The 25,390-nt window shown below is 50.6% G+C and carries 23 protein-coding genes; 15 read left to right on the top strand and 8 right to left on the bottom strand.

Annotated features, from left to right (window positions below; translation table 11 throughout):
• Nucleotides 1-10 precede the first annotated feature (10 nt).
• Complete coding sequence (locus tag EC840_RS00790) at nt 11-607, top strand: nucleoside triphosphate pyrophosphatase (protein ID WP_129639425.1); 597 nt, start codon at nt 11-13, stop codon at nt 605-607.
• Between the two features lie 53 nt (nt 608-660).
• Here the strand turns inward: EC840_RS00790 and rluC are convergent, their stop codons facing one another.
• Complete coding sequence (rluC, locus tag EC840_RS00785) at nt 661-1,623, bottom strand: 23S rRNA pseudouridine(955/2504/2580) synthase RluC (RefSeq protein ID WP_129638483.1); 963 nt, start codon at nt 1,621-1,623, stop codon at nt 661-663.
• A 600-nt stretch (nt 1,624-2,223) separates the two neighbouring features.
• Between rluC and rne the strand changes: the two genes are divergently transcribed.
• Entirely contained in the window at nt 2,224-5,541 is a 3,318-nt protein-coding gene (rne, locus tag EC840_RS00775; RefSeq protein ID WP_132963784.1) for a ribonuclease E, read from the top strand.
• 82 nt (nt 5,542-5,623) lie between these two features.
• On the opposite strand, the gene EC840_RS00770 is transcribed toward rne, so the two are convergent.
• Nucleotides 5,624-5,911: a putative quinol monooxygenase gene (locus tag EC840_RS00770; RefSeq protein ID WP_112291145.1), complete on the bottom strand. Its 288-nt coding sequence runs from the start codon at nt 5,909-5,911 to the stop codon at nt 5,624-5,626.
• 223 nt (nt 5,912-6,134) lie between these two features.
• On the opposite strand from EC840_RS00770, the gene pyrC reads away from it, so the two are divergent.
• From pyrC to EC840_RS00740, 6 genes are all read left to right on the top strand, one after another.
• Nucleotides 6,135-7,184 (top strand): dihydroorotase, encoded by a 1,050-nt coding sequence (gene pyrC, locus EC840_RS00765; RefSeq protein WP_132963783.1) that lies wholly within the window; start codon nt 6,135-6,137, stop codon nt 7,182-7,184.
• Between the two features lie 81 nt (nt 7,185-7,265).
• Nucleotides 7,266-7,520 (top strand): DNA damage-inducible protein I, encoded by a 255-nt coding sequence (dinI, locus tag EC840_RS00760; RefSeq protein WP_112291148.1) that lies wholly within the window; start codon nt 7,266-7,268, stop codon nt 7,518-7,520.
• Between the two features lie 345 nt (nt 7,521-7,865).
• On the top strand, nt 7,866-8,120 hold the full coding sequence (gene bssS, locus EC840_RS00755; RefSeq protein ID WP_013576258.1) for a biofilm formation regulator BssS: 255 nt from the start codon (nt 7,866-7,868) through the stop codon (nt 8,118-8,120).
• Nucleotides 8,121-8,262: 142 nt separating this feature from the next.
• Complete coding sequence (gene solA / locus EC840_RS00750) at nt 8,263-9,378, top strand: N-methyl-L-tryptophan oxidase (RefSeq protein ID WP_132963782.1); 1,116 nt, start codon at nt 8,263-8,265, stop codon at nt 9,376-9,378.
• Between the two features lie 202 nt (nt 9,379-9,580).
• Nucleotides 9,581-10,249, top strand: a complete 669-nt coding sequence (locus EC840_RS00745) for a LuxR C-terminal-related transcriptional regulator (protein ID WP_132963781.1) — start codon at nt 9,581-9,583, stop codon at nt 10,247-10,249.
• A 189-nt stretch (nt 10,250-10,438) separates the two neighbouring features.
• Entirely contained in the window at nt 10,439-10,897 is a 459-nt protein-coding gene (locus EC840_RS00740; RefSeq protein WP_112291153.1) for a MarR family transcriptional regulator, read from the top strand.
• A gap of 2 nt (nt 10,898-10,899) precedes the next feature.
• Here EC840_RS00740 and EC840_RS00735 read toward each other — a convergent pair whose 3' ends face one another.
• From EC840_RS00735 to EC840_RS00725, 3 genes are read right to left on the bottom strand one after another with little or no spacing between them, the layout of a single operon-like run.
• Entirely contained in the window at nt 10,900-11,937 is a 1,038-nt protein-coding gene (locus EC840_RS00735; protein WP_132963780.1) for an AI-2E family transporter, read from the bottom strand.
• Between the two features lie 19 nt (nt 11,938-11,956).
• Nucleotides 11,957-15,052 (bottom strand): multidrug efflux RND transporter permease subunit, encoded by a 3,096-nt coding sequence (locus EC840_RS00730; RefSeq protein WP_132963779.1) that lies wholly within the window; start codon nt 15,050-15,052, stop codon nt 11,957-11,959.
• 9 nt (nt 15,053-15,061) lie between these two features.
• Nucleotides 15,062-16,222, bottom strand: a complete 1,161-nt coding sequence (locus EC840_RS00725) for an efflux RND transporter periplasmic adaptor subunit (protein ID WP_129638476.1) — start codon at nt 16,220-16,222, stop codon at nt 15,062-15,064.
• A gap of 562 nt (nt 16,223-16,784) precedes the next feature.
• Between EC840_RS00725 and EC840_RS00720 the strand changes: the two genes are divergently transcribed.
• Both EC840_RS00720 and EC840_RS00715 read left to right on the top strand, forming a co-directional pair.
• Complete coding sequence (locus EC840_RS00720; RefSeq protein WP_129638475.1) at nt 16,785-17,330, top strand: cytochrome b; 546 nt, start codon at nt 16,785-16,787, stop codon at nt 17,328-17,330.
• 64 nt (nt 17,331-17,394) lie between these two features.
• A complete protein-coding gene (locus EC840_RS00715; protein WP_120160736.1) occupies nt 17,395-17,970 on the top strand; it encodes a YceI family protein in 576 nt (191 codons plus the stop codon).
• A gap of 73 nt (nt 17,971-18,043) precedes the next feature.
• Here EC840_RS00715 and EC840_RS00710 read toward each other — a convergent pair whose 3' ends face one another.
• Complete coding sequence (locus EC840_RS00710; protein ID WP_132963778.1) at nt 18,044-19,099, bottom strand: rhodanese-related sulfurtransferase; 1,056 nt, start codon at nt 19,097-19,099, stop codon at nt 18,044-18,046.
• 230 nt (nt 19,100-19,329) lie between these two features.
• On the opposite strand from EC840_RS00710, the gene EC840_RS00705 reads away from it, so the two are divergent.
• The 4 genes from EC840_RS00705 (at nt 19,330) to mdtG (ending at nt 23,872) form a co-directional block, all read left to right on the top strand.
• Entirely contained in the window at nt 19,330-20,427 is a 1,098-nt protein-coding gene (locus EC840_RS00705; RefSeq protein ID WP_132963777.1) for an NADH:flavin oxidoreductase/NADH oxidase, read from the top strand.
• Nucleotides 20,428-20,769: 342 nt separating this feature from the next.
• Nucleotides 20,770-21,705 (top strand): Kdo(2)-lipid IV(A) acyltransferase, encoded by a 936-nt coding sequence (locus tag EC840_RS00700; protein WP_129638472.1) that lies wholly within the window; start codon nt 20,770-20,772, stop codon nt 21,703-21,705.
• 210 nt (nt 21,706-21,915) lie between these two features.
• Nucleotides 21,916-22,350, top strand: a complete 435-nt coding sequence (locus EC840_RS00695; RefSeq protein ID WP_132963776.1) for a DoxX family protein — start codon at nt 21,916-21,918, stop codon at nt 22,348-22,350.
• A 283-nt stretch (nt 22,351-22,633) separates the two neighbouring features.
• Nucleotides 22,634-23,872: a multidrug efflux MFS transporter MdtG gene (mdtG, locus tag EC840_RS00690; RefSeq protein WP_120134625.1), complete on the top strand. Its 1,239-nt coding sequence runs from the start codon at nt 22,634-22,636 to the stop codon at nt 23,870-23,872.
• 40 nt (nt 23,873-23,912) lie between these two features.
• Here mdtG and EC840_RS00685 read toward each other — a convergent pair whose 3' ends face one another.
• A complete protein-coding gene (locus EC840_RS00685) occupies nt 23,913-24,311 on the bottom strand; it encodes a VOC family protein (RefSeq protein WP_120160594.1) in 399 nt (132 codons plus the stop codon).
• A 213-nt stretch (nt 24,312-24,524) separates the two neighbouring features.
• Between EC840_RS00685 and EC840_RS00680 the strand changes: the two genes are divergently transcribed.
• A complete protein-coding gene (locus EC840_RS00680; protein ID WP_112291168.1) occupies nt 24,525-24,932 on the top strand; it encodes a MysB family protein in 408 nt (135 codons plus the stop codon).
• Nucleotides 24,933-24,948: 16 nt separating this feature from the next.
• On the opposite strand, the gene EC840_RS00675 is transcribed toward EC840_RS00680, so the two are convergent.
• Nucleotides 24,949-25,194: a YceK/YidQ family lipoprotein gene (locus EC840_RS00675; protein WP_112291169.1), complete on the bottom strand. Its 246-nt coding sequence runs from the start codon at nt 25,192-25,194 to the stop codon at nt 24,949-24,951.
• Nucleotides 25,195-25,390: the final 196 nt, after the last annotated feature.

Raw genomic sequence — 25,390 nt, 5'->3', positions numbered from 1 at the left:
AATTATGATTATGTCTGCACCAGATTTACTTTTAGCCTCGACCTCGGCCTACCGGAAAGCCTTGCTGGAGAAAACCGGGCTGAAATTTACCTGCGCTTCACCCGATATTGATGAAACCCCTTTTCCCGATGAAAATCCGGCAGAACTGGTGCAGCGGCTGGCGCAATCCAAAGCCGACACGCTCGCTACTGCTTATCCGCATCATCTGATCATTGGCTCCGATCAGGTTTGCTTTATCGATGGAAAAATCACCGGAAAGCCGCACACTTTCGATAATGCATTCCGTCAGTTGCGGGCAGCCAGCGGAAAAATGGTTACGTTCTATACCGGCCTGAGTCTCTATAACAGCGATGCAAAAACAGCGCAGACGTTATGCGAAACGTTTGACGTCACCTTCCGGCCATTGACCGATGAAGAAATTACCGGATATTTACATCGCGAAGAGCCGTACGACTGCGCGGGTAGCTTTAAATGCGAAGGTTTGGGGATTACGCTTTTCGACAGTCTGACGGGGCGCGACCCAAACACGCTAATCGGGCTGCCACTTATTGCCCTGCTCTCCTTACTGCGCGAACACGGCATCAATCCATTGCTTGAAAGCCGTTAATTGAGAGGCATAAAAAAGGCGCAACCAGTGCGCCTCTTTATAAGCTGATCTTTTTAACGAGCGTTTGCTTTGCCGCGTAAAATTTTCAGGCAGTTACGCAGTTTGGCATCCATAGGAGCCTCAATGCGCATGGTTTCACCGCTAGCCGGATGTTCAAAACGTAGCGCAGCCGCATGCAGGAAAAGACGGTTCAGACCCGTTCCTGACAGTTTCGCATCGAAATCACGCTCACCATAACGATCATCAAAAGCAATCGGGTGACCAGCGTGCAACGCATGCACACGGATCTGGTGCGTTCTGCCTGTCACCGGGCTGGCTTTCACCAGCGTTGCAAATTCATAACGCTCTTCAATTTTGAAACGTGTTTCAGAAGGTTTTCCTTCCGCATTCACCCTGACAACACGCTCACCGCTTTGCAGGATATTTTTCAGCAGCGGAGCCTGCACCACTTTGCAATGCGAAGGCCATTCACCGCGCACCAGCGCCAGGTAATCCTTCTGCATACTTTTAACGCGCAATTGCTCATGCAGTGATCGCAGGGCGGAGCGCTTCTTGGCGACCAGCAAAACGCCGGAAGTATCACGGTCAAGACGGTGAACCAGTTCAAGGAAGCGCGCTTCCGGACGCAGGGCTCGCAGACCTTCGATCACGCCAAAGCTCAGACCGCTGCCACCATGTACGGCAGTACCGGAAGGTTTGTTCAGGATCAGTAAATGGTCGTCTTCATATAAGATGCAATCTGCTAAAGCCGCGACTTTATCCAGCTTCGCAGAAACCGGCGCTTCATCACGCTCTGCCACGCGAACCGGCGGGACACGCACTTCATCACCGGCAAGTAATTTGTATTCAGGCTTAATTCTTTTCTTATTAACCCGCACCTCACCTTTACGCACAATGCGATAGATCATGCTCTTCGGCACGCCCTTAAGGATTTTAAGTAAGAAGTTGTCGATGCGCTGACCGGCTTCGTCTTCGGAGATGGGGATTAATTGTACAGTTGGATTCTCAGTTTTCATGGCTCGCGATTCTAAATATCCGGCACGGTTCGCGCCACTGATTTTTATGTGCTTAACTCTTACTTTACCAGTAACTGCTGAGGAAAACCCTTCTATACCCCTTGTTTTTACAGAAAGCGAAAGTTCAGACAATGCGGCACATCTCTCATTGAGGTAAATATCTTACCCGCATGGGAAAAGTCACCTTGCTATCACAGTGCCTGCAATGGAATAATGAAACTACTTTCGGCGTTGTTTCTCTTAAGTTAGGGAAAACGCAGGAATTATAGATTTGCCTGATTGCGCAAAAACGCAGCAATGGCGTAAGACGTAATGTGAAATCAAGCAATTAGCGGGCTGCGGGTTGCAGCTTGGCCGGCATACGGAATGAGATCTGTTAACCTAAATTCAGAAGCTATTCCCCTAATAAAAGTGCTGCTTTCATAACGCTGGTGTCTTTAATACAGCAAAAGCAGACTTACCGAAATAATGCGCCCCTATGCAAGCGACAACCGTGAGGTTGACGATTTGCGAGAAGACTCGGGGCCAACGGTTTACCCGGTCATGAGGTCATTTTGCCCGCAGCTCTGTCAATAATGGAATAATAATGAGTAAGTTACGATGAAAAGAATGTTGATTAACGCGACTCAGCAAGAAGAGTTGCGCGTTGCCCTTGTAGATGGACAGCGGCTGTATGATTTGGATATTGAAAGTCCGGGCCATGAGCAGAAAAAAGCGAACATTTACAAAGGTAAAATCACCCGCATTGAACCTAGTCTGGAAGCGGCATTCGTAGATTACGGCGCAGAACGACACGGTTTCCTCCCCCTGAAAGAAATTTCCCGTGAATATTTCCCTAGCAACTATTCTTCCCACGGCCGCCCAAACATCAAAGATGTGTTGCGCGAAGGTCAGGAAGTTATTGTTCAGGTCGATAAAGAAGAACGTGGAAATAAAGGCGCAGCACTGACGACGTTTATCAGTCTGGCCGGTAGCTATCTAGTTCTGATGCCTAATAATCCACGCGCTGGGGGAATTTCCCGCCGGATTGAAGGTGATGACCGTACTGAACTGAAAGAAGCGCTGTCTTCTCTGCAACTGCCTGATGGCATGGGTCTTATTGTGCGTACTGCCGGTGTCGGCAAATCCGCAGAAGCCCTGCAATGGGACCTGACTTTCCGTCTCAAGCATTGGGATGCTATCAAGAAAGCTGCTGAAGGCCGCCCTGCCCCATTCCTGATCCATCAGGAAAGTAACGTTATCGTTCGTGCATTCCGTGACTATCTGCGTCCGGATATCGGCGAAATCCTTATCGATAACCCGAAAATCCTCGACCTGGCAAAAGAGCATATCGCCGCTCTGGGCCGTCCTGATTTCAGCAGCAAAATTAAACCGTACGTCGGTGAAATTCCGCTGTTCAGTCACTACCAGATCGAATCGCAAATCGAATCCGCTTTCCAGCGTGAAGTCCGTCTGCCTTCCGGCGGCTCGATTGTTATCGACAGCACTGAAGCGTTGACCGCTATCGACATCAACTCCGCGCGTGCAACCCGCGGTGGCGATATCGAAGAAACTGCATTCAACACTAACCTTGAAGCGGCTGACGAAATTGCCCGCCAGTTACGCCTGCGTGACCTGGGTGGCCTGATCGTTATCGACTTCATCGATATGACGCCAGTTCGCCATCAGCGCGAAGTGGAAAACCGTCTGCGTGACGCCGTTCGTCAGGACCGCGCCCGCATCCAGATTGGTCGTATTTCCCGTTTCGGCTTACTGGAAATGTCCCGTCAGCGTCTGAGCCCTTCACTGGGTGAATCAACGCACCATATTTGCCCGCGTTGTGCAGGTACCGGTACCGTCCGTGACAACGAATCTCTGTCACTGTCGATTCTGCGTCTGATTGAAGAAGAAGCGCTGAAAGAAAACACCAAAGAAGTGCATGCCATCGTTCCGGTGCCAATCGCTTCTTACCTGCTGAACGAAAAACGTGAATCGGTGAATGCCATCGAAAAACGTCAGGGTGGCGTGCGTGCAGTGATCGTACCTAACGATCAGATGCAAACTCCGCACTACCACGTTCTGCGTGTACGTAAAGGTGAAGAAATCTCTGCACTGAGCTACTTGCTGCCTCAGATCCACGAAGCAGAAATGCTGCAACCTTCTGAAGAGTTGCCGGCTGAACGTCGTCGTCCTGAGCAACCGGCACTGGCTGCATTCGCGCTGCAAAGCGAAGCACCTCCTTCCAGCTTCGAGCAGGATGCTGTGCCTGAAGAACCTGTCAAAACCAGAACAGCCACAGTGAATGCTCCGGCAGCGCCTGTTGTTGAAAAATCCGGTTTTGTCAGCCGTCTGCTGAGCGGGTTGAAGAGCTTGTTCGCACCGGAGCCACAACAGGAAGTTAAACCTGTTGAAGCACCAAAAGAGACTACGGAAGCAACTGAAACCGAAAACCGTCGTAATAACGAACGCCGTAACCAGCGTCGTCAGGGCGGACGCCGTGAGCGTAACGGTGAACGTGGCGAGCGCAATGACCGCGGTAATCGTGGTGAGCGGGGCGAAGGTCGTGATAACAATCGTGATAATCGTGGCGAAGGCCGTGATAACCGCGAAAATAATCGCGAACAACGTGATGATCAGCGTCGTGGCCGTCGTAATCAGGAACCGGTTGTTACTGAAACCCGTAACGAAGAAGTTGAAACTGCTGCTCGCGAAGAACAGCAGCAACAACCTCGTCGTGAGCGTTCGCGTCGCCGTTCTGAAGACAAACGTAAACCACAAACTGAAGAGAAAATTCAGGATGCGGTTGCTGTTGAGCAAGTTGTTGTTGCACCGGTTGTTACTGATGAAACTGAACAGGAAGACCGTCAGCCAGCACAGCGCCGTCAGCGTCGCCAGCTGAATCAGAAAATCCGCTTCGAATCTGAAGAAGTTGATCATGAAGAAGAAGCTGCGGCTCAGTTGCTGATCACCGGCACTCGTCCGGCAGCACCAGCGCCAGCCGTGGTTGCGCAAGAATCTTCTGATGCCGAACCAGCAAACACAGCGGACAACGAAGACAATCAGAATGACAACGCCCGTGAAAATGGAATGCCGCGTCGTTCACGTCGTTCTCCGCGTCACTTGCGTGTCAGCGGTCAGCGTCGTCGTCGTTACCGTGACGAGCGTTACCCGACTCAGTCGCCAATGCCAATGGCAGGTGCATTCGTTTCTCCGGAAATGGCGTCTGGCAAAGTTTGGATCACCTATCCGGTGGCCCACTCTTCTGAATATCAGTCTTCTGAATATCAGTCCCATGAGCAGCAGAACACTGAAGCAGAAGCACCTGAAGTACTGACTCAGCAAGTTGAGATTGCCCAGGCAAATACGCCGGTCATTTCTGAAGCTGCAGAGGTTGCACCTCAGCCAGTTGCTCAGTCAGAAACAGTAGTTGAAGCTGCTCAGCAAGAAGCAGCTGCACCTGCAGAAGCGGCACAGCCTGTTGCTGACGAACCTGTATTGGTTGAGCCTGCAACAGCTGAACCTGTTGAAGAAACGCCTGTTGTCGAAGTGGCACCTGAAGCGCACGAGCCAGCCGTCGTTGAACCGACAGTCGTGCTTGCTGAACCTGAACTTCAGGCACCTGCGCCAGTCGCAGAACCTGAAGTAAAAGTGGAAGAGAAAGCAGAAACGGTTGCGGAAGTAAAACCTGCCGTGGAGGCTGCCCCCGTTGCGCACGCTCCGGCAGTGACTGAAGCTGCGGTTGTTGCACCTCGCTTCAAGCATTTCGCGACGGCGCCTATGACGAAAGCACCAGCACCTAGCTATGTGCCTGAACCCGCGCGTCAAAGTGACTGGGTTCGCCCTGAGTTCAACTTTGATGGCAAAGGTTCTGCCGGTGGCCATGCTGCAGTAACGACTGCCACGGCTCCTGCCACTAAGCCGGAAATGCCAGCAGAGTAATTCCGTTGAGCTGACAGTGTCACAAAACTAAAAACCCGCCTCGGCGGGTTTTTTTATTGGCGAGTTAGCTGCCCCATGAAAATCAGGCCAGACTTTTCAGACGACGGATCGTCAGTTCCTCAAGTTTCCCTTCCAGGCTTCTGGCGAAATGCTGAAAATGCTCGGTCTTGTTGTGCTGGTTCAACGCATCTTCTGATGCCCAGCGCTCATAGAAAACAAAAGTGCCGTCGTTATCCAGATCCTGATGCAGCTCATATTGCAGGCAACCCACTTCCTGCCGACTTGGCTCAATTACGTCAAGCAATGCTTCTGTCACTTTTGCCCTGAATTCTTTTTTCGCGACAATTGTGGCAACAACTCTGATTTCCATAATGATTCTCCCGTTATTTTGTCGTGCTTCAGGCACACACCATGAAGCACGGTGACTAAAATCTCCCTCCACTATGAACCTTTCGATACATTGATTTCAATACGAACTTTATTTAACAGATGCAACACAACGGTTTTACGCTTATTCTTGTTCCCCGCCGTTAATGCTCCCATTACCGCACCTGATCCCAACATCTTGTCTCTCAATGCCGGAGTTTTGCCTGATGACCACAACACCGCAAGTTTTGAAAATCCGCCGCCCAGATGACTGGCATATTCACCTTCGTGATGACGAAATGCTCAGCACGGTGTTACCTTTCACCAGTGAAGTCTTTGGTCGCGCGATTGTCATGCCAAACCTGACGCCACCTGTAACGACTGTCGCTGCGGCAATCGCCTATCGTGAACGTATTATGGCCGCGCTGCCTTCCGGGCATAAATTCACCCCGCTGATGACCTGCTATCTGACCGATTCTCTGGATCCGGAAGAAATTGCCCGCGGGTTCGAGCAAGGTGTTTTCACTGCGGCAAAACTGTATCCGGCCAATGCGACCACCAACTCCCAGCATGGGGTTACGGATGTCGAAACGATTTATCCTGTGCTCGAGCGTATGCAAAAAATCGGCATGCCTTTGCTTATCCACGGCGAAGTCACTCACAGCCATGTTGATATTTTTGATCGGGAAGCTCGTTTCATCGATGAAGTGATGGATCCGGTTCGCCGTCAGTTCCCTGAGCTGAAAATTGTCTTCGAGCACATCACAACCAAAGAAGCGGCTCAGTATGTTCTTTCCGGTAATCAATATCTGGGCGCAACCATTACGCCACAGCATCTGATGTTTAACCGCAACCATATGCTGGTAGGCGGAGTTCGTCCGCATCTGTTCTGTCTGCCGATTCTTAAACGCAACGTTCATCAGGAAGCACTGCGTGAAGTCATCGCCAGCGGTGCTGACCGTTTCTTCCTGGGTACCGATTCCGCCCCGCACACCAAAGGCCGTAAAGAATCAAGCTGTGGCTGTGCCGGTTGCTTTAACGCACCACTCGCGATATCAGCTTATGCAACCGTCTTCGAAGAGATGAATGCACTGCAGCATCTCGAGGCATTCTGCTCCCTTAATGGTCCGCGTTTCTATGGTTTGCCGCTCAATGAAGATTTCATCGAACTGACGCACACGTCGGTGACGCAGCCGGAAGAAATTGCTTTGGGTAACGAATCTGTTGTTCCATTCCTCGCGGGACAAACCCTGAACTGGAAAGTGACATCGTACTAAATACGATTTCTCAGCACGGTAGCTTGCGCTGATCATGATTTGACTGTATAAATATACAGTCAAATCTATTCAGGAGGTCCTATGCGTGTTGAAGTCACAATCGATAAAACCAAGCCTCTGCCTGTTGGCGCGCTGGACGCGTTATCGGGTGAATTGAGTAAGAGAATTAACAAACAGTTTACTGATCGCGAAAATAAAGTTCAGGTCCGTTATGCGGGAGCAAATAGCCTGTCCGTATTGGGCGGAGCTAAAACTGATCGCGATCTGATCGAAGAAATTTTGCAGGAAACCTGGGAAAGTGCCGACGACTGGTTTTCAAATCAGAACGATGAGTAACACTATGAAATTTCTGCAAACCTATTCATTTTCTCTGCCCTATTTATAATAATCAGGTTTATTAAAACCACGCCGTAAGGCTATTTCTGTATTTCACCGGGCGTCGCAGTCCGGTTTTTTATTCCATTGGAATGCATAAATCACACTTCCCCCAAAAACAATTTTGGTTAATCTTCGGACTATTCTGCTGAATTATTAATCGCCACAAATTATTTACAATTTAATACTCTCAAATCTCACCATAAATCGATTTAACTGTTTATACTGAACAAGCTCACCTGATAATGAGCCGCATTGATCCTCAGATAGTCACTCACGTTAGTCACTACAATATAAGGGGTCTATATGGACAGAAATGATGAAGTTATTCAGACACACCCGCTTGTTGGTTGGGATATCAGTACCGTCGACTCTTATGACGCCATGATGATACGTCTTCATTACCTGTCTTCAAAAGACCAGACACCCGAGGATGCTCAGGTAGACAGAACTTTGTGGTTAACTACCGACGTTGCCCGACAACTGATCAACATTCTCGAAGCCGGCATTGAAAAGATAGAATCTAACGAGTACGAATACAGTGATCACCGAAAACATTGATTTTAATCTGCCAGCCTGAGGCACCAGCGATTTCATCCTGGTGCCTTTTTCTTTGCCCCTGACCTGCTTGCCTTCACCGTCGTAAACTCTCTATCATGCCTGTAACCTGTTTGTTAAAAACTCACCTCAGGAATTTTTAAATATGGATTACGATCTCATCATCGTCGGCAGCGGTTCCGTCGGTTCTGCGGCGGGCTACTACGCCACACGTGCCGGATTGAAGGTACTGATGATAGACAGTTCAATGCCGCCCCATCAGGCAGGCAGCCATCACGGTGAAACCCGCCTGATCCGCCATGCTTATGGTGAAGGCGCGCGCTATGTACCTATGCTGCTCAGGGCACAAACGCTGTGGAATGAACTGGCAGAACTGAGCGGCGATAAGATTTTTCATCGCAGCGGCGTGCTCAACATCGGTCCCGAAAATTCTGAATTCATCGGCAATGTAAAACACAGCGCACAAACCTATCACCTGAACACACAGAACCTGAGCGCCGCCGAGATCCGCGATAAATGGCCTTTATTCACGTTACCTGACGGTTACTCAGGCGTGTTTGAGCCTGACTCCGGTTATCTTCAATGTGAAATGGCCGTCACCGCTTATATCCGTCTGGCACGAGAAGCCGGATGCGCGCAGTTGTTTAATTGCCCGGTTGAAAGTATTCAATGGCATGAGAACAGCGTTGAGGTGACTACGGCGGATGGCGTCTACAGTGCGGCAAAAATGCTGATATCTGCGGGAACCTGGGTCACCAAAATTCTGCCTGAATTGCCGGTTAAACCTCTGCGTAAAGTTTTCGCCTGGTTCCATGCAGATGGCCGTTATAGTGAGGAAAACCACTTCCCTGCGTTTACTCTTGAGACACAGCAAGGCGATCAGTACTACGGTTTCCCCTCTGTCAAAGATGCCCTGAAACTAGGAAAACACAACGGGGGCCAGTGGATCACAGAACCGGAGGAACGGTCACCTTTCGGCAAAATCAGTCAGGATGGTACCGAGTCCTTCAATTTTTTCCGACATTTCCTGCCAGGAGTTGGGGTCAGTCTGCGCGGTGCATCATGCACTTACGATATGACTGCGGATGAAGACTTCATTATAGATACACTGCCTGACCAGAAAAACACGCTGGTTATTTCAGGGTTAAGCGGACACGGGTTCAAATTTTCCAGCGTATTAGGTGAAATAGTTACTCACTTCGCTAACAATCATCCTATTCCTTTTGATCTTAAACCCTTTTCTCTCTCAAGATTCAGTTAATGTATAAATGTTTCAACCATCGTTGATATTTAACGATGGTTGTCATTGTATTTCTGTAAGGATTATTTCTAATTTCGCTTTGAACGAGATCAATAGTCTGGTATTTCCGAATTGACAGCATTATAGAAAAAAAACTATGCTAGCCGCAGAAATCACAGGAGTGGTTTCCATCGCGTAATGACACGCATGACAAGGACGTGACATGAAAATCTCAATTATTGAACCCTGTGGCTTTACCCGATTAGGAATTTTCTCTTATCTGGCTGAGAATAATAATCTCCAGATTATTGATGCAGTGAATGTTTCACAGGCGTTAGAATCAATCCCTGGATTTCAGCCAGACATTATCTTAGTTAACATGACGAAGTATTGTCACAACTCCGAATTGTCTCAGGAATTAAAAAACTTCTTCGAGTATCGACACGGCGCAAGTATATACTGCTATATCGATGCGAATTATCCTGATTGTGATACTCCGATTCCGATTACCCGCGAAGTATTTATTCTCAACAAACAGTCACTGACGTCATTATTACGAGACATAGCGTTAGACCCGCAAATGTTTATGCCAGTCAATAATTTCAAGATCCCCAGAACCTTGTTCAGCGATCAGGAGATTCTGGTGATGAGTTACTGGATGTCGGAAATGCCTAACTACCGCATCGCCAGAAAATTGAATATCAGCAGCCGTACGGTGTATGTCCATAAGCGTCATCTGGCGCAAAAAATAAAAGTGCGTAACCGTCTGGAGTTCTGCTTCGTTTATAATCTCATCAAGTATATGTTCTGGCCGATCGATGATATTTCCGCAACACCCGTCAGTCGTCAGATTAAAGATGACCTTCAGCAGATTTACAAAATCTACAGTTAAGTCAACAAAGCTAATTAATATCCTGTTCAGTCAGGGTATTAAGGGCTTTGTCATCACTATTTCTCCGCTTCAAACCTTCCACTTTATCCGTCGTGCTTTTAACTCCATGCCACAGGCAGGTTGCACTCCCCCCGCGGAGGGATACAATAAACTCAACGTTAGCAGACTAATTTTGAGCGGCCTCACAATATGATTGAACACACATCTGACGATGCAACTCCGGCGGTGATCACTGAAACGCTGCTGTCGGTTATCCGGCTGATGCGTAAACAAGTAGACGCCGCCATGTCCGCTCAGGGACTTTCTCTGGCACGCGAAAAACTGCTGACAGCAATTGCCCAGGAAGGGACCTGCCGTCCGGCTGAGCTGGCCAACGTGCTTCAGCAATCTCCCCGAACGATCACAGATGCGATAGATGCGATGGACAGAGATGGTTTACTGGTACGTCGTCGCCATCCTACTGACCGCCGTTCGCAATTGCTTGAGCTGACAGAAGCCGGCAAACAGGCACTGGCGCAGGTAAAAAAACCCAAGCAGGAAGCCATCGACAGATTGTTTGACGGGCTTGATCTAGCCGCCCGTCAGCAATTACTGATATCGCTTCAAAGCATCGAAATTCTCGCTCAGCGAATAGAAGAGCAAAACTGAAATTAGCGTTTCAGCGTTCCGTCGCCCAACAGGACGGCAATTTTGTGACCAGCAGCGGTCGGCTCCAGTGCAATTTTCAGCACAATGGTCAGCGGTACTGACAGCAGCATTCCCACCGGCCCCATCAGCCATCCCCAAAAAATCAACGATACAAACACCACCAGCGTTGAAAGCCCAAGCCCGCGGCCAAGAATTTTCGGATCAATAATGCTGCCAAACAGCAGATTGATCAGGATATATCCGCCGGTCAGAATCAGTCCTTCACTGAAGCCATTGAATAAAAATGCCTGAATGATGGGAGGAATTGCCGCGATAAAAGAACCAATATTGGGGATATAGTTGAGCGCAAAAGCCAGCATCCCCCAGAGAAACGCAAACCTGATCCCCATAACGGCCAGCAACGCCCACACCGCCAGCCCGGTCACCACGCTGATCAGCGTTTTGATCACCAGATAACGGGTTACGCTGTCGAGCGCACGCTGAACATTCGCCATGCCCTTACCCGGATCTTCGGACAACTGCTGCACCTTATAAGGCAGTTGCGGAACTTCGAGCAGCATAAAGGCGACGGTCATAAGCAGTAAAAATAAACCCGCCATGGCATTAGACAGATAGCTGATAAGCTTGCTGACCAGATTGAGCATGAAGGCCGGATCAATATAGCCGGCCAGTTGTTCAGGTGTTAATGAAAATTCTGACCAGTGGAACCAGGTATCAATTTCGATCAGCTTTGCTGCAATCAGCCCGCGATACTGCGGCAATGTGCGGGCAAACTCATTCAGGGTCATCAGCAACTTGGTGGTCAGAAACACCATCAGGCATACCGTCAGGGTCGCAACCAGTAATACCGCGAGTGCCCGGGGCACCCGCCATTTTCCCAGTAAGACAATCAGCGGATTGAGCACGAAAGCCAGAAACAGCGCCAGAATGAATGGCACAATGATATCTGCTGCCGATTTAATGCCCGCAAATATCACCACCAGCATCGCCATCATCACGACGATCCTCAGCCCCTGAGTTGTCACCATTGTCTTTCGCAAATTTCTTTCCCTCATGCCTTTAGCGGGATTTCGTCCACTCACGTAAACGCTGAATATGAACATACAGCGCCGGGATAAACAGGATCCCCACCGTCGTGGACAGCAACATACCGCTAAACACTGTGACACCGATAATATGACGGCTCATGGCTCCCGCTCCTGACGCCATTACCAGAGGTAACACGCCGAGAATGAAGGAAATGGCCGTCATCATAACAGCACGAAAACGCTGTTTCGCCCCTTCCTGCGCTGCTTCGCGGACGGATGCCCCTTCTTCCCTGCGTGCTTTGGAGAACTCGACGATCAATATAGCGTTTTTCGCGGCCAACCCGATGAGCAACACCATGCCAATTTGAGCATAGACATCGTTACTTAATCCCGCTAAATGCAGGCCGCCGATAGCGCCAAATACCGCAAAAATCACCGAAATCATGACCACCAGCGGAATGCTCCAGCTCTCGTATTGCGCCACCAGGAACAGATAGGCAAACAGAAGTGCCGCGGCATAGATAAGGATTGCCTGCCCTCCGGCCTGAATTTCCTGCAACGACATTCCGCTCCATTCATAGCCATATCCTGCCGGTAACTTTTCAGTGAGGATATTTTCCATCTGCGCCATCGCCTCACCGGAACTGACGCCCGGCGCCGCCGCCCCGCTCACCGCCAGCGACGAGAACTGGTTATATTGCGTAATAAAAGGCGCGCCCAGTGACGGTGTCAGCTCCACCATTTTCCCAAGGCTTACCAGTGAACCGTTATCACTGCGCACAGTGAGTGTCGAAATCTGGTCCGCACGCTGGCGATCTTCCATTTCATTTTGCATCTGCACGTTAAACAAACGGTTATTCTTGATGAAATCGCTGACATTCACGCCGCCCAGAGACGTCTGTAATGTCGAGAAAATCCTGCCAACGGGCACCTGCATCATGGCGGCACGGTCGCGATCCACACTTAAAGCAATTTCCGGTACGGAGGCGCTGAAGGTAGTGAAGACACGGCTCAGCTGCGGATTTTGATTAGCACTCTGGATTATCGTTCGCCCAATCTCTGCCAGTTCCTGCGGGGATTGTCCCTGCAAGGCCTGAAGGCGTAAATCCAGTCCGGAAGCGGTTCCCAGCCCGGAAATCGCCGGCGGATTTATCGCCATGATCATCGCGGAAGGAATGCCCGCCATTGCCGGTTGCAGACGACCGATCACCTGATCCACTGCGCTGCGCTCACCCCAGGGTTTGAGCAATACTATGCCGAATGCAGTATTGGGCGCACTGCCCCCGCTCATCAGGCTAAAGCCGCTGATGGCGATCACATCTTCCACCGCAGGATCCTTCTCCAGAAGAGCCTGCATCTGATCCAGCACGGCGTCAGTCCGGTTCAGGGATGCACCATCTGGCAACTGCACATTCACGAAGAAGTAGCCCTGATCTTCATCCGGCAGAAAAGATTTTGGCAGGCTGTTGTAGCCCCACACGCAGGCACCGGTTATGACCAGTACCGTCGCCACGCTGGTCAGGGCATGTTTACTCAGACGCGCAGCGGTTTTGACATACCTGTCACGCACCTTGTCCAGCCCCTGATTAAAGAGGTGGAAAATGCGGGCGGGTTTCTCAGGGCGCGGTTTGAGCAACGTCGCGCAAAGTGCCGGCGTCAGCGTCAGCGCATTGATACTGGAAAGCACCACCGCAGCAGACAATGTAACGGCAAACTGACGATACAGGGCGCCGGTAATGCCAGGCAAAACCGCAATCGGGACAAATACCGCCAGCAGAACCACGGTCGTCGCAATTACCGGGCCCGCAATTTGCTTCAGGGCTTTGCGGGTGGCGGCAACGCGTCCGAGAGACGGGTCTTCCATCATCAGACGCTCGACGTTTTCTACCACCACAATGGCATCATCGACCACCACCGTCAGGGCCAGAATAATGGCGAACAAACTCAGCGTATTGGCGGAATAGCCAAAGGCGTACAGCACAGCAAATGTGCCAAGCAACGAAACCGGAATGGTCAGCGCGACGATGAATGTCGCTCGCAAGCTTTGCAGGAACAAATACACAATTGTCAGAACAACGATAAAGGTCAGCACCAGTGAAACAGCGATTTCATCCAGCGTAGCGCTGACAAAACGGGTTGAGTCGAATTTAATTTCATAGGTTAGGTCGTGAGGAAAATTGCGCGCCTGACGCGTCATCTCTTCACGCACCGCATTGGCCACATTCAGCGCATTCGCTCCCGGCGCGGGATATACAGACAGGAACGCAGATGGCGTCTGATTCAGTGTGGCATTGACCTGATAATCCTGCGCGCCCAGTTCAATTCGCGCGACGTCCCGCAGACGAACCGTTCCGCCATTGGCATTCTTGCGCACAATGATATTGCCGAACTCTTCCGGCGAACTCAGCCGTCCGGCACCGCTAATGGTCAGGGTTTGCTGCTGCATCGATGGACTGGGTGACGCGCCAATCTGTCCGGCAGCGGCCTGTACGTTTTGCTCGCGGATAGCCGTGCTGATTTCAATACTGCTGACATCCAGCGCTTCCATTTTGTTCGGATCCAGCCAGATCCGCATACTGTAATCACGCGAACCGAAAACCCGGACATCACCTACGCCATCAATACGCGCCAGCGCATCGCGTAACTGAATGCTGGCAAAGTTACTGATAAATAATTTGTCGTGCGTATTCTTAGGTGAAAGCAGGCTGATCCCCATCAGAATATTAGACGCCTGTTTACGTACCGATACACCCGTACTTAGCACTTCCGGCGGAAGGCGCGAGCTGACCTGAGAAATACGGTTCTGGACTTCCACGGCCGCGGTGTCCGGATCGGTTCCACTGGCAAAGGTAATGGTCAGGGTGTAACTGCCGTTATTGCCGCTGTTCGACGACATATACAACATATTACTGACGCCATTGACCTGCGCTTCAATCGGCGCAGCGACGGATTCCGCCACATCGCGCGCGCTGGCACCGGGATAGGTGGCGCTGACCGAAACCACCGGTGGCGTAATATCAGGATACTGCTCAACCGGGATTACCTTCAGTGCAACGGCACCCATCAGCGCCGTCACCAGCGCGATCACCACCGCAAAACGGGGTCTTTTGATAAATTGCTGAAGCATCGTTGTTCCTTAACCTTTCTTAGCAGCGGCGGCTGAGACGTCAGAAGCGTCCCGTACACTGACCTTCATGCCTGGCTGAACCTGTTGCAGGCCTTCCGTCACGACACTTTCGCCGCCCTGCAATCCTTCCGCCACGAAATAGCCGTGAGAAGTTTGTGCGCCAAGCCGGACAGGACGCGCCTCGATGCGCTGTTCAGCATTCACCAGCAGAACAAAATATCCTGTCGCATTTTGCTGCAGAGCCTGCGCCGGCAATACCGGCAGCTGATCCCCTGTGTGCGGCTGGGCGGTGACATTGACTGTTCCGCCCGGCAATAAACGATGCTCAGGATTGGCGACCGTCAGCCTGACTGGCAACGTTCCTGTCTGTGCTTCGATGCGGTTACCCAGTGACTCAAACACCGGCGTTTTCATATAGGGTGAGCCATCCGATAAGCGCAGGGACAAAGCCATATGGGTATCAGAAAATGCCTGCCCGAGGTCACCGCTGGTATGCGTCGCGCTAAGAACATCCCGCTCGTTGACCGAAATCACCACGCGGACGGGATCAAGTTGCACAATTTCCGTCATTACACCGCTGGCCGGACTGACCAGGCTGCCGGTATGAAAATGACTCACGCCGATGCGCCCCGAAATGGGCGCGGTGATACGGGTGTAACTGAGCTGAAGTTCCTGCGTTTTCAATGCAGCCTGAGCTTGCGCCACGGCAGCGCGGGCGGTATCACGTGCGGCGAGCGCCGTATCGACATCGGACTGACTCACCGTACGCGCATCTCCCAGACGCTGAATACGGTTCAGATGTGTCTGGGCGTGGCGCGCGGTGGCATTCGCACTGTCCAGCTGGGCCTTTGCCTGAGCAACCGCGGCCTGATGCAGGGCCGGTTCGATTTCATACAGCAGATCCCCGGCATTCACGAACTGCCCTTCTTCAAAGGCGCGGCGGGCAATAAATCCTTCCGTCCTGCTGGTGATATTCACCGCCTGAACGGCCTCAAGGCGCCCGAGATAAGTACGGCCAACGCCGTCAGCCTGAGTTTCGATAGTGGCCGCGGTTACTACCGGCAGAGACTGCGCAGCATGAACGACCAGCGGGGCGATGAATAATGTCAGCAGTACCGGAATGGCGGCAAAACGTTTTGTTGCAGTAAACCGTTTTGGTGCAGTAAACATAATGTCACTCTCCATGTGATGCCGGATGCCGCTCTCTTTGAATTCAGGGAAAGAAACCTCATCAGGAAACATCAAATATAAGACAATAAAAATATTCCTAATCGGAATTAAAAAGGATTATAAATATCATCCTATTGCATAAGCTGATCTCGATCAGGTCTGAACAAAACCCTAAAAGTCTTTACGCTTTCTTTAAGAAACATTGAGTCTTTCCGACATAAATACTGCGTTATTCCGTATCCTCAGCCATTCAACAAACCTCAAGCCAAAAGCATTCAATTTTATTAATCACTGTTGCAATCATTATTTTTACTCAAATTTTTAGAAGAAAAGCAAACTTTACCGTCGATGACAAAAGTTGACAAACCCTTGCCGGCTCTGCCTTACAGTCAAAAACCAGTATCTTCGTGCAGATAAAACGAAAGCACTGAATAAGATCATGATAAAAACATCAAAAATAATGAAAGAGTAAAATTAATCGCCTTTTTTGGAAATAATAGTTTGCCAGAATGTTTCTAAATGTTTAATTTCCACAAAAAGCCTTAGTCGAGATTGCCTGTTTATGTTGTGGAAAAATACGCCCGTCCGGTTTGGTCATATTTCAGTAATCCTTCACTGGATTATTGCACTGGCCGTTTACGGATTATTTGCACTGGGATTGTGGATGGTCGGACTGGGTTATTACGACACCTGGTATCACCGTGCGCCGGAAATACATAAAAGTATTGGCGTGCTGGTATTTATTGCCATGGTATTTCGTCTGGCCTGGCGCTTTATTTCACCGCCGCCTGCGCCTCTTGAAAGCTATAGCGCGAAAACCCGGATCGGCGCGTGGCTTGCTCATGTTCTGTTATTTATCGGGTTGTTCGGCATTCTTGTCAGCGGCTATCTCATTTCGACTGCTGAAGGCCAGGCCGTCAGCGTCTTCGGCTGGTTTGAACTACCCGCAACGCTGTTCGGATTGAATCAGCAGGCGGACATTGCAGGCACCCTGCATCTGTGGCTGGCGTGGGGCATTGTGATTGTCTCGGGGTTCCACGCGCTTGCAGCGCTTAAACATCATTTTATTGACCGCGACAGCACCCTGACACGCATGCTGGGGCGCTGATCCGGTTAACGTTCTGCTCTTTACTTATGTTGTTCACATTATGGATAAACGGAGAATAACCATGTTGAAAAAAACCACTCTGGGTCTGACGCTGGCATCCCTGTTACTGGCCGCCGGTTCTGCCACCGCAGCAAATTACAAAATTGATAAAGAAGGTCAGCACGCCTTTATCGAGTTTCGTATCAAACATTTAGGTTACAGCTGGCTCTACGGCAGCTTTAACGATTTTGACGGCGGATTCACTTTCGACGAGAAAGACCCAGCGGCGGATAAAGTGAATGTGACCATCAACACCACCAGCGTGTTTACCAACCATGCCGAACGTGACAAACATCTGCGCAGCGCTGAATTCCTGAATGTCGGCAAACATCCGCAGGCAACGTTCAAATCAACGTCAGTGAAAAAAGAAGGTGAGGATCTGGAAGTCACCGGTGATTTCACTCTCAACGGCGTCACCAAACCGCTGACCCTTCAGGCCAAATTGCTCGGTCAGGGCAAGGATCCGTGGGGCGGCTATCGTGCAGGCTTTGAAGCCGCAGGCACTATCGCGCTGAAAGATTACGGCATCACCACCGATCTGGGTCCTGCGTCTCAGAATGTGGAGCTGATTATTTCCGTGGAAGGTGTGCAGGAGAAGTAATTCACTGCGCCAAAAAAGCCCTGAACAGCGAATGCCGTTCAGGGCTTTTTGTCATTCAGCATTCAGACGCAGATCAGTCGTTTTCTGGTGACGGAATGTGCATGGTGGTTTGCAACAGGCCTTTGGACTTATTGAAAATCTTGATGCCGTTTTCACGGCCAGCACGCAGCGCACGCTGTTCTTCCACCGGCAGTTTCAGTTCGGTCATACAGATTTCGCTGCAGCAACCGTCAAACTTCGCCGCACACGTCGGGCACTGAATAAACAACAGATGGCAGCCGTCATTTTTGCAGTTGGTGTGGTTGTCGCACGCTTCGCCACACTGGTGGCAATGCGCGATCACGTCATCAGAAATACGCTCACCCATGCGTTCATCAAAGACAAAGTTTTTACCTTTAAATTTGACCGGTAAGCCCTGCTCTTTCGCACGGCGCGCATATTCAATAATGCCGCCTTCAACGTGATACACATTCTTAAAACCATTATGCAGCATATAGGCGCTGGCTTTTTCACAGCGGATCCCACCCGTGCAATACATCACGATTTTTTTGTCTTTGTCTTCTTTAAGCATATCAACGGCCATTGGCAGCTGATCGCGGAAGGTATCCGATGGCACTTCTATCGCTTTGTCAAAATGCCCCACTTCATATTCGTAGTGGTTACGCATATCAACAAACAGCGTGTCCGGATCGTCAATCATGGCGTTGACCTGTTCGGCTTTCAGATACTCCCCCACGTTAGAAGGATCGAAAGAATCATCATCAATCCCGTCCGCCACGATACGGTCACGCACTTTGAGACGCAGCACCCAGAAGGATTTACCGTCGTCTTCCAGCGCCACGTTCAGACGAATTTGATCCAGCGCCGGATGGCTGGAAAACAGCTCGGTTTTAAACGCCTCAAACTTGCTCTGCGGAACGCTGATTTGCGCGTTAATCCCTTCTTTTGCCACGTAAATACGACCAAACACGTTAAGACGCGTCAGGCTGACATACAAAGCATCGCGGAAGGTTTTCGGATCTTCGAGCTGGAAATACTTATAAAAAGAAACGGTGGTGCGCGGCTCTGTTTCAGCCAACATGCGCGCCCTGAGTTCCTCATTAGAAATACGGTTATGTAACACTGGCATGGTGTACGTTCCTGTCTTTCAGGGGAATTTAACTATTGGATACCGAATAGCTACTTTTGAAGCGGCAAGATTATACATTAAAGCAACAACGAGGACATCTTCCGTTGCAAATTCGTCATAAGAAAAACACCTGCTGTTCATTGCCCATGTTTTAAATGCGATAACCTATTCTTAGATGTCACCCATCCTTGGGAACTCTTCACTACGCTGAATTTTAAGGGGCATGAAATATGAGTAAGCTTTTTGAACCAATTACCTTAGGCGAGCTGACGCTGGAAAACCGCATTGTGATCGCCCCAATGTGCCAGTATTCCTCCGATGAGGGGAAAGCTACTGAATGGCATCACGCCCATTTGGGCCAGTTGTCCTTCTCGGGTGCCGGTCTGCTCATCCTTGAAGCCACTGCCGTTGAAGCCGCAGGACGTATCTCTGCCGAGGATTTGGGGTTATGGGACGATGCCACTGAAGCAGCAATGAAAGATCTGATTACCGGCCTGCGCGCCAACAGCAAAATGCCGCTGGGTCTGCAACTGGGACACGCCGGTCGCAAAGCCTCCTGCGCTGCACCGTGGAACGGTGGCGCGCAAATCCCACAATCCGCCGGCGGCTGGCAAACGGTCGCACCTTCCGCGATTGCCTTCACAGAGGGTACTGAAGCACCTGAGCCGATGTCTCTGGCGCGTATTGATGAACTGAAAAAAGCGTACGTTGAGACTGTCCGCCGCGCGGATCGCCTGGGCTTAGACCTGCTCGAACTGCACGGTGCGCACGGTTATCTGCTGCATCAGTTCCTGTCACCGCTTTCAAACCAGCGCACGGATCAGTACGGTGGCTCACTGGAAAACCGTATGAGATTGCTGCTGGAAATCTTCCAGGAAATACGTGCCGAATTCCCGGCTGAAAAACCGATCGGTGTGCGTATCTCTGCCACTGACTGGGTGGAAGGTGGCTGGGACCTGGAACAATCCATTGAACTGGCTAAAGCGTTGGATAAGCTGGGTTGCAGCTATATTCACGTCTCCAGCGGCGGCCTGAGTCCGCACCAGAAAATCGCTGTTGGCCCGAACTATCAGGTGCCTTTCGCTGACGGCATCAAGCGTTATGTGAACATGCCAGTGATCGCCGTAGGACTTATCACCGAACCGGAACAGGCTGAAGCCATTATCGGCACCGGTCAGGCTGATATGATTGCCCTCGCTCGTGGCATTTTATATAACCCGCGCTGGCCGTGGCATGCCGCCGCGAAACTGGGCGCCAAAGTTTCGGCGCCGAAACAGTACTGGCGCAGCGAGCCTCACGGGCTGAAAGGTCTGTTCCATTCGGAATAACCCCTCAGTCGCAAAAGCACAACAGGCAGCCTTCAGGGCTGCCTGTTTCATTGACAAAAACCGTTTCTCTGCTGATATTTGATGCGATGTATACCATGGCAAAACGGATAAGTAGAAAAAAAACCAACTTGTTTTCCATTCACCCAATCCATAAGTAAAATGAGGTATTAGTGCCGTGAATTTTCACCTCATCCAAAAAAAATGCCACAATGTTTCACTTTACTGCAAATAATTACGAACAACTTTTATTCCCATCGAAATATGGACGTATTTCCGTGGCAGGCTGCTGCACTAGACAGAGCTTATAAACTTTCTACTTCGATCCATTGACGCAGAGAATCTATGACTCAGGTACCGACCTTTAACCGATCGTTGCTTCACCCACGCTACTGGATCACCTGGCTTGGTCTGGGCTTGCTGTATGCGCTGGTATTATTACCTTATCCGGTCATTTATCGAATTGGCACCGGACTGGGCCGCTTCTCTATGCGTTTTCTCAAACACCGCTATAAAATTGCGCAGCGTAATATCGAATTATGTTTCCCGGACATGCACCCGGAACAGCGTGAAGATATGGTGGTTAAAAACTTTGAATCCGTGGGAATGGGCTTATTTGAAACCGGTATGGCCTGGTTCTGGCCGGACTGGCGTATAGAGCGCTGGTTCAAAGTCAGCGGTCTGGAGCATATCCAGCACGCACGTGACAACAAACAGGGCGTGTTGCTGATAGGCGTACATTTCCTGACGCTGGAGCTGGGCGCCCGCATTTTCGGCATTCACAACCCGGGCGTGGGCGTTTACCGTCCGCACGACAATAAGCTGATGGACTGGATCCAGACCAAAGGACGTATGCGTTCGAACAAAGGGATGCTTGATCGCAAAGACCTCAAAGGTATGATCCGTAGTCTCAAGCAGGGCGACATCATCTGGTATGCGCCGGATCACGACTACGGCCCGCGTGCCAGCGTGTTCGTTCCTTTCTTTGCCGTGGATAAAGCCGCCACGACAACCGGCACCTATCTGCTGGCACGGATGGGCAAACCGGCCATTATCCCGTTCACCCCGCGCCGTCTGCCGGGTGGAAAAGGCTATGAGATGATCATTCATCCTCAGGTGGCTGACTTCCCGCTGGATGATGAAATTGTCGCCGCGACATATATGAATAAAGTGGTTGAGAACGAAATCCGCCAGGCGCCGGAGCAATATATGTGGCTGCACCGCCGCTTCAAAACGCGCCCGCAAGGGGAACCGTCGCTCTATAAAGCCCTCAGGGATTAACGTACCAAACCGGCGGACTCAGGTTCTGCCGGTTTTTTGATTTGCTTCGACAGTTTTTTTGACAGACATCTTCAAAGTTATCAGATTTTATCCCATCCCGTTTAGGCCAATACTCTCTGCATAATTTCTCCACGTGATTACTCCGCTGATCTTGGAGCCGCGTGACCCCCTGCCTGCACCCGGGCATGTTACCTTCAAAAGGAACACATTATGTTGGCTAAACTGAACGCTTCTTTTACCCGCGCCATGGATCATCAGGATTTTGGTAAGCTGCTGTTACGTCTGACTTTTGGCATTCTCATTTTATTTCATGGCGTGGCTAAAATAGAAAACGGTGTCGGCTGGATTGCCCAGATGTTGCAGGCTGACGGTCTGCCTGGTTTTATCGCCTATGGCGCTTACATTGGCGAAGTGATTGCGCCGGTTCTGATTATCCTGGGTATTTTCACCCGCCCTGCTGCGCTGGTAATGGCCTTCAATATTTTAGTCGCTGTGTTCCTGGTCGTCGCCGGTAAGTTCTTTACCACCACAGAAGTCGGAGCCTGGGGTCTGGAAGGTGAAGCCATGTACTTCTTCGGCGGTCTGGTGATCATGTTCCTGGGCAGTGGCCGTTACTCCGTTATGAAAAACGAAGCCTTGCGTTAATCGGTCTTTTTTGCGTCAACCTGGCTGTTATTAAATCTGTGTCTGTCGCGGTCAGCTTCGTTGCTGGCCGTTTTTTTTTGCATTTTTCACCCTCCGTTTGATCTTCTTCACTCCCCGATTTTTTTAAACCTGTATTTTAGTTCTTACTGTTACAGTTCATTAACATCATTGAAGTGAATGATAATTAGGCGCATAATTATCATGCCAATTGATTGTTACTTGTGCTCTGTCTTGTTTCCGTCTGTCATTCCAGAGCGAACCTGACCTCATTTTTCGGTATTTTATGACTCCGGCACCTGAACCTGAAATCGCACCAGATCCTATAAACTGGAAACGTAATCTGTATGTTGCCTGGATTGGCTGCTTCCTGACCGGTGCCGCATTCAGCCTGATCATGCCGTTCCTGCCCTTGTATATAGAAACCCTCGGTGTTACCGGCCATGAATCCCTGAATATGTGGTCGGGGCTGGTTTTCAGTATTACCTTTCTGTTTTCTGCTATCGCCTCGCCTTTCTGGGGCGGACTCGCCGACCGTAAAGGCCGTAAAATCATGTTGCTGCGTTCCGCGCTGGGCATGGCGATTGTTATGGCGCTGATGGGCTTTGCACAAAATATCTGGCAATTCCTGATCCTGCGTGCGCTGCTCGGGCTTCTTGGCGGATTCGTCCCTAATGCCAATGCGCTGATCGCCACCCAAATTCCGCGCAATAAAAGCGGCTGGGCGCTGGGCACGTTATCTACCGGTGCGGTCAGTGGCGCACTGATCGGCCCGCTGGTCGGGGGGTTGCTCGCCGACAGCTACGGTTTGCGTCCGGTGTTCTTCATCACCGCCTGCGTGTTATTCCTGTGTTTTCTGATGACGCTGTATTTCATCCGCGAGCAGTTCGTGCCGGTGAACAAAAAGGACATGCTCAACCGGAAGCAAGTTTTTGCTTCGCTGAAAAACCCCAAGCTGGTGTTATGTCTTTTCGTCACTACGTTGATTATTCAGATTGCGACCGGCTCAATTGCGCCGATCCTGACGTTATATGTGCGTGAACTGGCGGGAAATACGCAAAATCTGGCGTTCATTAGTGGGATGATTGCGTCGGTACCTGGCGTGGCCGCGCTGATGAGTGCGCCCCGTTTGGGCAAACTTGGCGACCGGATTGGCCCGGAGCGAATTCTGGTGGCGATGCTGGCGCTGTCAGTGTTGCTTCTGATCCCCATGGCTTTTGTCCAGACGCCATTACAACTGGGTATTTTGCGCTTTCTTCTGGGTGCCTGCGATGGCGCCCTGCTTCCCGCCGTGCAGACGCTGCTGATTTATAACTGTACCAATCAGGTTGCCGGACGCGTGTTCAGTTACAACCAGTCTTTCCGCGACGTCGGGAACGTCACGGGTCCTTTACTGGGCGCGGCGGTATCCGCCAGTTACGGCTTCCGTACGGTATTTTTCGTCACGGCGATGGTCGTGCTGTTCAATGCGGGATATTCGTACTGGTGCCTGCAACGCCGGCCTAAGCAGGCTATGGCGGACTAGCGCCTGGCTGGCGTCGCAAAGCTTGTACTGACGCAAGTTTCTAGACGCTCCAGTCACGCTGAGCCAGAACCACGCGATAACCATCGATATCCTCAAAGGTTTTACCGCATTCATCCCAGTAAGGATTAAACGATGGCGCGGCGATAAAACCCGCTTTTGACATCAGCTCACACTGACTACGCCATTCCTCGTTATCCGGAATATAAAACACCAGGAGATTGTCCTGCGTCGGCGCCCGCCCCACCGATGTGCCGTGGTGATGCGTGAACTCCAGATGATAATGGTGATGCGGATGCCCTACCAGCACACCATCAAAGCCCTGATGATCGCTAAAACGGCCGATCTCCCCGAAACCCAGCCCCTCACAATACATTCGCGCTAACGGCTCGAGATTATCCGTCGGACGCGCCACCCGCATAACTGCCTGTCGTGAAACCATTTGTACCGTCTCTCTTTTTATCCGATGAAAATCACCAGCAAGAAATTGAGAATAGCAGAAAAAAATCCGACTGATTTGGTCTGAAAACTTGCATCCTGCCAGTTATCGACAACAATCATTTAATCAGGTTTTTCACTGTCAGATGGTCGTTACTTGTTCATTAATAACGCTATTTGCTGCACCCCTATTTCCCTTTCAATCCAGGAGACAACAATGAGCATGTACGCAACGCTTGAAGAAGCTATTGATGCCGCCCGCGAAGAATTTCTCGAAGCTGCGCAAGACAGGATCCATGGTGATGAGGAGCCCGTTCCGGATCAGTTCAACCTGCAAAAATACATCATGCAGGATGGCGATATCATGTGGCAGGCAGAATTTTTCACCGGTGAAGGCGAAGCTGTCGACGCACTGACTTTCCGCAGCGGCGCGGCAGCGCAGGCTATCTTTGACGAGGACTATGATCAGATAGAACTCGAAGAAGAGTGGGATGACGAAGCCACGTTATATGAATGGGATGAAGGCGAATTCCAGCACGAGCCGCAGCTTGATACCGAAGAAGGTGAAGCCGCAGCGGAAGAATGGGATGATGAAGACGAATATCCCGGCCGCGATATCGATTAAGGGCGCGGATTAAGACTCATTCATAAGGCCCGTGGCGGGCATCAATCGGCAACATAAAAGTGTCGACAATCATTGATAAAGGGACGTCAATGACGGTGACGTAACGCCACGGGCTGTCACGCAAATCCCACTGTACGCCGGGATAATACTGATTGCCATGTCCCTGCCCCGGAACGGTACGGCTGATAATACTGCCACATCCGGCAAGCAGAGTGGTCAGTAACGCCAGCACACATCCACGTAAAACAACCCGTTTAATCACTCACACAACCTGTCGAATCAAATCAAAAGAAGCACGCTTTTTAGCGCAAAATTGCGCTCTGAGCTTAGCACGCGCGTGACACTTTCAATGTTAAGGGGAGGTAAAATTTACACTGTAATCCGCTAAAGATTACCTGTCTTCACGCATAAAGAAAACGGGCAGTATGTTTGCACATACTGCCCGTTTTTAGCCCTGC

It is taken from the genome of Rahnella sp. JUb53 (genome assembly GCF_004346065.1).
GTDB classification, from domain to species: Bacteria; Pseudomonadota; Gammaproteobacteria; order Enterobacterales; family Enterobacteriaceae; genus Rahnella; species Rahnella variigena.
This window is presented reverse-complemented; position numbering and strand designations above follow the sequence as displayed.

Bases quoted from the DNA above. Each gene is read 5' to 3' on its own strand.
- EC840_RS00790 (WP_129639425.1), top strand. From the start codon at position 11: ATGTCTGCACCAGATTTACTTTTAGCCTCGACCTCGGCCTACCGGAAA.
- rluC (WP_129638483.1), bottom strand. From the start codon at position 1,623: ATGAAAACTGAGAATCCAACTGTACAATTAATCCCCATCTCCGAAGAC.
- rne (WP_132963784.1), top strand. From the start codon at position 2,224: ATGAAAAGAATGTTGATTAACGCGACTCAGCAAGAAGAGTTGCGCGTT.
- EC840_RS00770 (WP_112291145.1), bottom strand. From the start codon at position 5,911: ATGGAAATCAGAGTTGTTGCCACAATTGTCGCGAAAAAAGAATTCAGG.
- pyrC (WP_132963783.1), top strand. From the start codon at position 6,135: ATGACCACAACACCGCAAGTTTTGAAAATCCGCCGCCCAGATGACTGG.
- dinI (WP_112291148.1), top strand. From the start codon at position 7,266: ATGCGTGTTGAAGTCACAATCGATAAAACCAAGCCTCTGCCTGTTGGC.
- bssS (WP_013576258.1), top strand. From the start codon at position 7,866: ATGGACAGAAATGATGAAGTTATTCAGACACACCCGCTTGTTGGTTGG.
- solA (WP_132963782.1), top strand. From the start codon at position 8,263: ATGGATTACGATCTCATCATCGTCGGCAGCGGTTCCGTCGGTTCTGCG.
- EC840_RS00745 (WP_132963781.1), top strand. From the start codon at position 9,581: ATGAAAATCTCAATTATTGAACCCTGTGGCTTTACCCGATTAGGAATT.
- EC840_RS00740 (WP_112291153.1), top strand. From the start codon at position 10,439: ATGATTGAACACACATCTGACGATGCAACTCCGGCGGTGATCACTGAA.
- EC840_RS00730 (WP_132963779.1), bottom strand. From the start codon at position 15,052: ATGCTTCAGCAATTTATCAAAAGACCCCGTTTTGCGGTGGTGATCGCG.
- EC840_RS00725 (WP_129638476.1), bottom strand. From the start codon at position 16,222: ATGTTTACTGCACCAAAACGGTTTACTGCAACAAAACGTTTTGCCGCC.
- EC840_RS00720 (WP_129638475.1), top strand. From the start codon at position 16,785: ATGTTGTGGAAAAATACGCCCGTCCGGTTTGGTCATATTTCAGTAATC.
- EC840_RS00710 (WP_132963778.1), bottom strand. From the start codon at position 19,099: ATGCCAGTGTTACATAACCGTATTTCTAATGAGGAACTCAGGGCGCGC.
- EC840_RS00705 (WP_132963777.1), top strand. From the start codon at position 19,330: ATGAGTAAGCTTTTTGAACCAATTACCTTAGGCGAGCTGACGCTGGAA.
- EC840_RS00700 (WP_129638472.1), top strand. From the start codon at position 20,770: ATGACTCAGGTACCGACCTTTAACCGATCGTTGCTTCACCCACGCTAC.
- EC840_RS00695 (WP_132963776.1), top strand. From the start codon at position 21,916: ATGTTGGCTAAACTGAACGCTTCTTTTACCCGCGCCATGGATCATCAG.
- mdtG (WP_120134625.1), top strand. From the start codon at position 22,634: ATGACTCCGGCACCTGAACCTGAAATCGCACCAGATCCTATAAACTGG.
- EC840_RS00685 (WP_120160594.1), bottom strand. From the start codon at position 24,311: ATGGTTTCACGACAGGCAGTTATGCGGGTGGCGCGTCCGACGGATAAT.
- EC840_RS00680 (WP_112291168.1), top strand. From the start codon at position 24,525: ATGAGCATGTACGCAACGCTTGAAGAAGCTATTGATGCCGCCCGCGAA.